The organism is Streptomyces sp. NPDC107562 (assembly GCF_055657325.1).
In genome coordinates this window covers 1-8,470 of sequence record NZ_JBVKBE010000033.1, presented here as the reverse complement: position 1 = coordinate 8,470, position 8,470 = coordinate 1, and the positions used below count along the sequence as shown (strand labels likewise).

6 protein-coding genes are annotated in these 8,470 nt (G+C 70.0%); 5 read left to right on the top strand and 1 reads right to left on the bottom strand.

Annotated features, from left to right (window positions below; genetic code table 11):
* A partial coding sequence (locus tag ACZ7LV_RS38860) for a methylmalonyl-CoA mutase family protein (protein WP_471946074.1) occupies positions 1 to 432 on the top strand: 432 nt, incomplete at its 5' end.
* A 142-nt stretch (positions 433 to 574) separates the two neighbouring features.
* On the opposite strand, the gene ACZ7LV_RS38855 is transcribed toward ACZ7LV_RS38860, so the two are convergent.
* On the bottom strand, positions 575 to 3,376 hold the full coding sequence (locus tag ACZ7LV_RS38855) for a helix-turn-helix transcriptional regulator (protein ID WP_471946073.1): 2,802 nt from the start codon (positions 3,374 to 3,376) through the stop codon (positions 575 to 577).
* Between the two features lie 316 nt (positions 3,377 to 3,692).
* Here ACZ7LV_RS38855 and ACZ7LV_RS38850 point away from each other — a divergent pair, with 316 nt between their 5' ends.
* From ACZ7LV_RS38850 to ACZ7LV_RS38835, 4 genes are all read left to right on the top strand, one after another.
* Positions 3,693 to 4,760 (top strand): glucose-1-phosphate thymidylyltransferase, encoded by a 1,068-nt coding sequence (locus ACZ7LV_RS38850; RefSeq protein WP_471946072.1) that lies wholly within the window; start codon positions 3,693 to 3,695, stop codon positions 4,758 to 4,760.
* A complete protein-coding gene (rfbB, locus tag ACZ7LV_RS38845) occupies positions 4,757 to 5,725 on the top strand; it encodes a dTDP-glucose 4,6-dehydratase (protein ID WP_471946071.1) in 969 nt (322 codons plus the stop codon). The genes ACZ7LV_RS38850 and rfbB overlap by 4 nt, the downstream gene beginning before the upstream one ends.
* A 73-nt stretch (positions 5,726 to 5,798) precedes the next feature.
* On the top strand, positions 5,799 to 7,052 hold the full coding sequence (locus tag ACZ7LV_RS38840) for an activator-dependent family glycosyltransferase (RefSeq protein WP_471946070.1): 1,254 nt from the start codon (positions 5,799 to 5,801) through the stop codon (positions 7,050 to 7,052).
* Positions 7,053 to 7,316: 264 nt separating this feature from the next.
* Positions 7,317 to 8,470: beta-ketoacyl synthase N-terminal-like domain-containing protein (locus ACZ7LV_RS38835; protein WP_471946069.1), on the top strand; the 1,154-nt coding region annotated here is incomplete at its 3' end.

The window sequence follows — 8,470 nt, the reverse complement described above, 5'->3', positions numbered from 1 at the left end:
GTGGAGGCGGCGGCCGTCGAGCTGATGGCGAGGGTCGAGGAGCTGGGCGGGGCGGTCGCCGCGATCGAGCGCGGCTTCCAGAAGGCGGAGATCGAGCGCAACGCCTATCGGATCGCCCAGGAGACCGACTCCGGCGAACGGGTCGTCGTCGGCGTCAACCGGTTCCAGCTGGATTCCGAGGAGCCGTACGAACCGTTGCGGGTGGACCCGGCGATCGAGGCGCAGCAGGCCGAGCGGCTGGTGAAGCTGCGGGCCGAGCGCGACCAGCCGGCCGTGGACAGGGCCCTCGCCGCCCTCCAGAAGGCGGCGGACGGTGACGACAACCTGCTCCACCCCATGAAGGACGCCCTGCGGGAACGCGCCACCGTCGGCGAGGTGTGCCACGCGCTTCGTGAGGTGTGGGGCACCTATGTGCCCGCGGACGCGTCGTGAACCGGCGCGGATCGTGAGCACGGACGTCCGCTGAGGCCTGTCCGACATGCGGGACCGGAGCCGCACACCCAGCCGATACGAATGACTCGGTCGGCCCGGTCGCTACGACCGGGCCGACCTCGGCATGACCGGACGGGGCCGGTCAGCGGGCGCGGGCCGCCGTGCCGGGGAGCTGCTGGAGCGACAGGCCCGCCGGGAGGTCCGAGCGGCCGCTGACGTTGAGCTTGCGGTACACCCGGGTCAGATGCTGCTCCACCGTGCTGACCGTGATGTACAGCTGGCGCCCGATCTCCCGGTTGGTGTGGCCCAGCGCCGCCAACGTTGCCACCCGCCGTTCGGCGTCGCTGAGAGCCGGAGCCGCCGAGGAGGAACCGCCGCCGGATCCGGCGGGCTCGCCGTCCGCCGATCCGGACTGCGCGGGCCGCAGGAACTCCTCCGCGTCGCTCGCCTTGGCCACCTGCGTCGCCCGGCGTGCCGTGATCCGGGCACGCCGGAACTCTCCCAGGGTGTGGTGCGCCTGGCTGAGGTCGGCGAGGGCATGGGCGAGTTCCAGCCGGTCGCCCGAGTTCTGCAGGGCGTCCACAGCCCGGCGCAGCAGCGCGGGACGCTGCTTGAGCGGGCTGGCCGAGGCGAGCACTCGCAGGGCGCCGCCACGGGCCCGGGGGCTCTTCCCGCCGGGCAGTTCCTCCTGGTCGAGGAGGAGTTGCCGGGCCGTCTGCTCCCACCCCATGACGAGGTTGGCCCGGGCCAGCTCGGTGCGCCACGGCACCAGGGACGGGTGGTCCAGATTCCGCTCGCGCAGCATGTCACCGCACTGCTGGAAGTCGCTGACGGCCGCCAGGACCCGGTCCGCGGCCAGTCCGAACTGCCCGCGGGCCAGCAGGTAGCGCGGGCCGAACACTGTGTCGTACATCTCCGGGGGCACGTTGATCTGGGCCGTCTCCGCGCCGGCGGCCAGGTCGCCCATCGCGGCGTGTGCGGCCAGCCGCACCGAAAGCGGCAGCCCCACGACGACACCCCAGCCCTCGGCCGGAACCAGCGTCAGGGCGTGCCCGGCCCGTGCGGCGGCGGCCGAGACGTCGCCCTGCCGCAGCGAGATGTCCGCCCGCAGTGTGGTGAACAACGCCTCCCACGTACGGGCGTGGGAACGCTGGGTCTCCTGGATCACGGCGTCGCACCAGCCCGCGGCACGATCGAGACGCCCCGCCGTGGTGAGGGCCGCCACGGAGGTGGCGATCACCTCCAGGGTCTCGTCCCCGACCTCGCAGCTGCGCAGCAGCCGTTCGCTCTCGTCCACCACACGCTCGGCCTCGGACCGCATCGACGCCGACAGCACGGCCGCCGCCCGCGACCAGAGACTGCCCCCCGCCGTGCGGAGCTCGTGCAGCGGCGGCACCTCCCGATCCGTCCCGGCGCCGCCCGCCCGCGGATGACGCAGGCCGTACAGCCACTGGTGAGTGAGCTGCAGCTGGGCGAGCACCGGGGCGTCCGCGGGCGACGTGAGCTGGGCCGACACCTCCTCGAAGGCGCTCTGCGCCTGGGAGTCGCCGGCCCACAGCATGTGCTGGACGACGGACACCGCGTCCTTCCCCCTCAGCCGGCCGTCCCGGACGGCCTGGTCGAGGGGTGGCAGATGCCGGGAGGACACCGCGGGGTTCATGCGCCACTCGATGTGGTTCAGCGCCTTGTGCACCGCGGTGCGCGACTCCTCGTCCGGGCATCCCTTCAGCGCCAGTGCCAGAGACTGCATGGCCAGATCCTGGCGGTCCGTGGCCAGGGCCTGGCGGGCCGCCTCCAGCAGGGTGTCCAAGGCCCAGCCCACGCCGACCGACTGCGCCTCGACCAGATGAACCGCGACCTGCCAGGCCAACGCCCCGTCCTCCCTGAGGAGTTCGGCGGCACGCAGATGCAGGGACGAGCGGGTGTCGGCGTCGAGACTCGCCAGAACGGCCGCGGCGGCCGCCGGGTGCCTGAAGCCCTGGCCGATGATCTCCGCCGCGTTGAGGGCTACCAGCGCCTGCGAGACGGCGGCGGGGGTCAGCCCGGAGAGCCTGCTCAGCCGGTCCTCGGAAGCCGAGTCGCCCAGAACGGCGAGGGCGTGGGCGACAGTGCGCAGCGGAGCCTCACAGCGGTGCAGGCACTCGACGACGGCCTGGCCGAACGCCGCGGTCTCCTTCGCCGGGGGCCGTTGCCCGCTCTCCGCGGACAGCCATGCCGTGCTGTCCTCCAGCAGGGCCCTGACGAGCATCGGATTGCCGCCGCTGAGCCGGTACAGGCTCGTCGCCAACTGGTCCGCCTCGGCGCTGGGCAGATGCCGGTCCGCGAGATCCGCCACCCCCCGCTCGCTGAGCATCCGCAGCCGGAGGCGCTGGTGGGGGTAGCGGGTGAACTCGGAGTGCCAGGGGGAGTGGCCCTGCCCCTGCTGCTGACGAGTCGTCAGAACGAGCAGGACGCGGGCCGATCGTATGCGGCGTTGGAGATAGAGGAGGACCTGCCAGGAGGCGCCGTCCATGTAGTGGGTGTCGTCGACGGTCAGTACGACGGGCTGCGCCTGGGACAGCTCCTGGAGCAGCGCGCAGATCTGGTGGACGCGGTGGGCCTCCGGCTGCCGCAGCGTGCGCGACTCCAGCTCGCTCTCGTCCGGTGGCAGTGCCTCCACGGTGACCAGCTGCGTGGCGCGCGCCGCCACCTCCGGCGGCAGCGAGCCGCTGTGGAACAGCTGGTCCATCACGCCTAATTGAAGCGCGCGTTCCGCTTTTGATCCGGTGGCCGCGAGATGCAGAGCTCCGGAGTCCACGGCCTGATGCGACAGCGCCTCCAGAAGCGCCGTCTTGCCTGAGGTGATCGCCCCGCTGATCAGGACCGCTCTGCCGTGTCCCGCCGCAGCGTCACCCAACATTCTGCGCAGGATGTGCAGTTCCTCGTCGCGCTCCACGAGCAGCATGGTCGCAACCCTCTCCCCGTTAGACGGTGCGTACGTACGTATGAATATATCGCATCGGCGTTCGTGAGCGAGCGTTTTACTTTACCTACGTATTAGACTGACCCGGCCGATCCGGAGCTCACTCGATCCCCCTTCGAGGTGGCTGTCCGAACGACGATAGGGGCCCGCCCACGGGAGTTAGGGGTTATCCCCTCCAGGGGCTTCACGTAAAGATTTCGTCGCCGGACCGCGGATTACCCAGGCGGCGACGCGACCCCCGACGGGCCCGTCCCCGCCCCTGCGGTGTCACTCCACCGGCTCGGACCTAGGGGGTTGGGTGAAAGCACTCGTTCTGTCCGGCGGATCCGGTACACGGCTCCGCCCGATCACGCACACGTCAGCAAAGCAGTTGGTGCCCGTCGCCAACAAGCCCATCCTGTTCTACGTGCTGGAGTCGATCGCCGCGACCGGCATCACCGACGTCGGCATCGTCGTCGGCCACACCGCCCAGGAGATCCAGGACGCCGTCGGCGACGGATCGTCCTTCGGACTCGACGTCACCTACATCAGCCAGGCCCAACCGCTCGGCCTCGCCCACGCGGTGCGCATCTCCCGGGACTACCTGGGCGACGACGACTTCGTCATGTACCTCGGCGACAACTTCATCATCGACGGCATCGAGGACCTGCTCGAGCGCTTCCGCGACGAACGACCCGACGCCCAGATCCTGTTGACCCGGGTCCCCGACCCGCGGGCCTTCGGCGTCGCGGTCCTCGACGAACAGGGACGCGTCGTCGGCCTCGAGGAGAAGCCCGAACACCCGCGCAGCGACCTGGCACTGGCCGGCGTCTACTTCTTCACCCCGCTGGTCCACGAGGCCGTCGAAGCGGTCAAGCCGTCCTGGCGTGGCGAGTTGGAGATCACCGACTCCATCCAGTACCTCATCGACAGCGGAGCCGACGTCCGCTCCCAGATCATCAGCGGCTACTGGAAGGACACCGGGAACGTCACCGACATCCTGGAGGTCAACCGCATCATCCTGGAGGGCATCGAGTCGGCCGTCGAGGGCGAGGTCGACGACGCCTCGCAGATCATCGGACGCGTCGTGGTGGAGAGCGGGGCCCGCATCAGGGGTTCACGCATCGTCGGCCCCGTACGGATAGGAGCCGGCACCGAGATCCACGACTCCTACATCGGCCCCTTCACCTCCGTGGCCGAAAACTGCCGCGTCCTCGACAGCGAACTCGAGTTCTCCATCATGATGCGCGACTCGTCCGTCACCGGCATCCGCCGGATCGAGGCCTCCCTCATCGGCCGCCATGTGCACGGCACTTCCGTGCCCCGCGTCCCCAACGCCCACCGACTGGTCCTCGGCGACCACAGCACCTTCCAGATCAGCTCATGACCACGAGGCTGCTCGTCACCGGCGCCGCGGGATTCATCGGCTCCACCTACGTCCGCCGACTGCTCGCCGACCGGTCCGACCTGCACATCACCGTCCTGGACCGGCTCACCTACGCGGGCAACCGGGACAACCTCGACCTCACCCACCCCGCCCTCGACCTGGTCGTGGGAGACATCTGCGACACCGCCCTGGTGGACCGGCTCGTCGCGGAAACCGACCAGATCGTGCACTTCGCCGCGGAGAGCCATGTCGACCGGTCCATCGCGGGCTCGGCGGAGTTCGTCCGCACCAACGTGCTCGGCACCCATACCCTGCTGGAAGCCGCGCTGCGCCACGACACCGACCGCTTCGTCCACGTGTCGACGGACGAGGTGTACGGCTCCATCGAGGAAGGGTCCTGGCCCGAGTCGGACCCCCTGTGTCCCAACTCCCCCTACTCGGCCTCCAAGGCCTCCAGCGACCTGCTCGCCCTGGCCTGCCACCGCACCCACGGACTTGATGTACGGGTCACCCGCTGCTCCAACAACTACGGCCCCTACCAGCATCCCGAGAAGGTCATCCCCCTCTTCGTCACCAACCTCCTCGACGGCCACCGCGTACCCCTCTACGGGGACGGCCGCAACGTCCGCGACTGGCTGCACGTCGAGGACCACTGCGCGGCCATCGAAGTGGTACGCGACCGCGGCGGTGCCGGCGAGGTCTACAACATCGGCGGCGGAACCGAGCTGAGCAACCGCGAGCTCACCTCCCTGCTCCTGGAAGCCTGTGGCACCGGCTGGGACAGCGTCGACCACGTCACCGACCGCAAAGGCCACGACCTGCGCTACTCCGTCAACTGGTCCAAGATCGCGGCTCTCGGGTACGCCCCCTCCCACGACTTCCGCAAAGGGCTCGCGGAGACCGTCGACTGGTATCGCGACAACCGCTCGTGGTGGGAACCGACGAAGTACCCCACCCCCGCCTGACCTCCCGTCACTTCCCGCATCCAGCCCTCCGCGGGTTCATCCGCACCCCTCTCCTCCTCGGTGAAGGAACTCCATGCGCGTCCTCATGACGGTGTTCGCCAACACTTCCCACCTCTTCAACATGGTCCCCCTGGCCTGGGCCCTCACCACGGCGGGACACGAGGTCCGCATCGCCAGCCAGCCCGACAACGCCCAGGCCATCAGCGACTGCGGCCTGACGGCCGTACCGGTGGGCAACGACCTCAACATCATGGAACTGGCCCGCTCCACCCCCCGCGAGGAGATGGCCAACGGCGGCGCCCTCACGCTCAACGAGACCCGCCCCGAGAAGCTCACCTGGGACTACGTCCACGGCACCTTCACCCAGCACTCCCAGCTCTACGACTACATGGCCGACCGCGCCATGACCGACGAACTCGTCGAGCACGCCCGCCAGTGGCAGCCCGACCTCGTCATATGGGACGCCCTCACCTACGCCGGTCCGATCGCCGCGGAAGCCGTCGGCGCCCCGCACGTCCGGATGCTCTTCGGCCTCGACCACTGGGGCCGGATGCGCGCGGTCTTCCACCGACTGGCGGCGGAACAGCCCCCGGACGAGCGCCACGACCCGGTCGCCGACTGGCTCGGCGCCAAAGGGGCTCCCTACGGCGTCGCCTTCGAGGAGTCGCTCGCCACGGGCGGGACGACCCTCGCCGTGGCACCGCCCTGGATGGGCTTCCCCACCGAACTGCCCACGATCTCCATGCGGCACATCCCCTTCAACGGGCCCGCCGTCGTCCCCGACTGGCTGCGCGAGCCGGCCGACCGGCCCCGGATCTGCCTCACCCTGGGCCTGACACTGCGTGAGATCGCCGACGAAAAGGTCTCCCTCGGCGACTTCGTCCGCGCCGTGGCCGACATCGACGCGGAGGTCGTCGCCACGTTCAGCGCGGAGCAGCTCTCCGCCATGGGCGAACTCCCCGACAACGTGCGGGCCGTGGACTTCGTCCCCCTGCACGCCCTCCTGCCGACCTGCTCGGCTCTCGTCCACCACGGCGGCGGAGGCACCCGCACGAACGCGGTGATGCACGGCGTTCCCCAGCTGATCGTCCCCAACTGGCTCTGGGACGAGCGCGACATCGCACAGCGGTTCGCCGAGCGAGGCGCGGCACTCGTCACCGAGGTCTCCGAGCTGACCCCGGAGCGGCTCCGCGAGCAACTGCGCCGGCTCCTGTCGGACCCTTCGTTCCAGGCCGCCGCCGACCAGATCCAGAAGGAGTACGCCGCCCTGCCCAGCCCCAACGCGACGGTCGCCGAACTGGAACGGTTCGCCGAGCGCGCGCGGTAGCGAGGACCGGCGTCTAAGGGGGGCTAGGGGTAGGCGGCCCCTACCCCTGCCCCCGTAGCGTGTGGAGTGTTCGGACTGCCCCTCGGTATGCCATGACGTATGCGCGATCCGAAAACGAAGCCGCGGATTCCGCTGCGCTTCCTCGCAGATATCTGCGGGTTCAGTCTGTCGTGCCCCCTCGGCCTATTCAGGTCGGGCTCAGGAAGTGTTCGACAGCTGTTTATCAACCGATCCCTGACCGGCCCCGCTTTACGAGGTGATGGTGTGGAGAACGAAAAGAAGCTTCTCGAATACCTCAAGCGGGCCACCACGGACCTACGGGAAGTGCGCCGCCGCCTGCGCGAATTGGAGAATCGCGACCAGGAGCCCATTGCCGTCGTCGGCATCGGCTGCCGCTTCCCCCTCGGCATCCGGACGCCGGAGCAGCTGTGGACCCTCGTCGCTGACGGCCAGGAGGCCCTCACTCCCTTCCCCGAGGACCGCGGCTGGGACATCGACAGCCTCTACCACCCCGACCCCGAGCACCTCGGCACGAGCTACACGAAGGTCGGCTCGTTCCTGCACGACGCGGCGGACTTCGATCCGGGGTTCTTCGGGATCTCGCCGCGTGAGGCGCTGGCGATGGATCCGCAGCAGCGGCTGCTGCTGGAGACGTCGTGGGAGGCGATCGAGCGGGCGGGCATCGACCCGACCAGCCTGCGCGGCAGCCGGACCGGCGTCTTCACCGGCCTCATGTACTTCGACTACGGATCGCGGGTGCAGTCCGCCCCCGACGACATCGAGGGCTACCTCGGCAACGGCAGCGCGGGCAGCATCGCGTCGGGCCGGGTCGCCTACACGTTCGGCTTCGAGGGCCCCGCCGTCACGATCGACACGGCCTGCTCCTCCTCCCTGGTCGCCATCCACCTGGCCGCACTGTCGCTCCGCCGGGGCGAGTCCACACTCGCGCTGGCCGGCGGGGCGTCGGTCATGTCGACCCCCGACGTCTTCGTCGACTTCAGCCGCCAGCGGGGGCTCGCCGCGGACGGCCGCTGCAAGGCGTACGCGGCGGGCGCCGACGGCACCGGCTGGGGCGAGGGCGTGGGTGTTCTGGTGCTGGAGCGGTTGTCGGACGCGCGGCGCAACGGTCACCAGGTGCTGGGCCTCATTCGGGGTTCCGCCGTCAATCAGGACGGCGCGAGCAGTGGTCTGACGGCTCCGAACGGTCCGTCGCAGCAGCGGGTGATCCGTCAGGCCCTGGCCAGCGCGGGTCTGACGGCGGCCGAGGTGGACGCGGTCGAGGGACACGGCACCGGGACGAAGCTGGGTGACCCGATCGAGGCCCAGGCGCTGTTGGCCACGTATGGCCAGGAGCGGGATGGAGAACGCCCGTTGTATCTGGGTTCGATCAAGTCGAACGTGGGTCATACGCAGGCGGC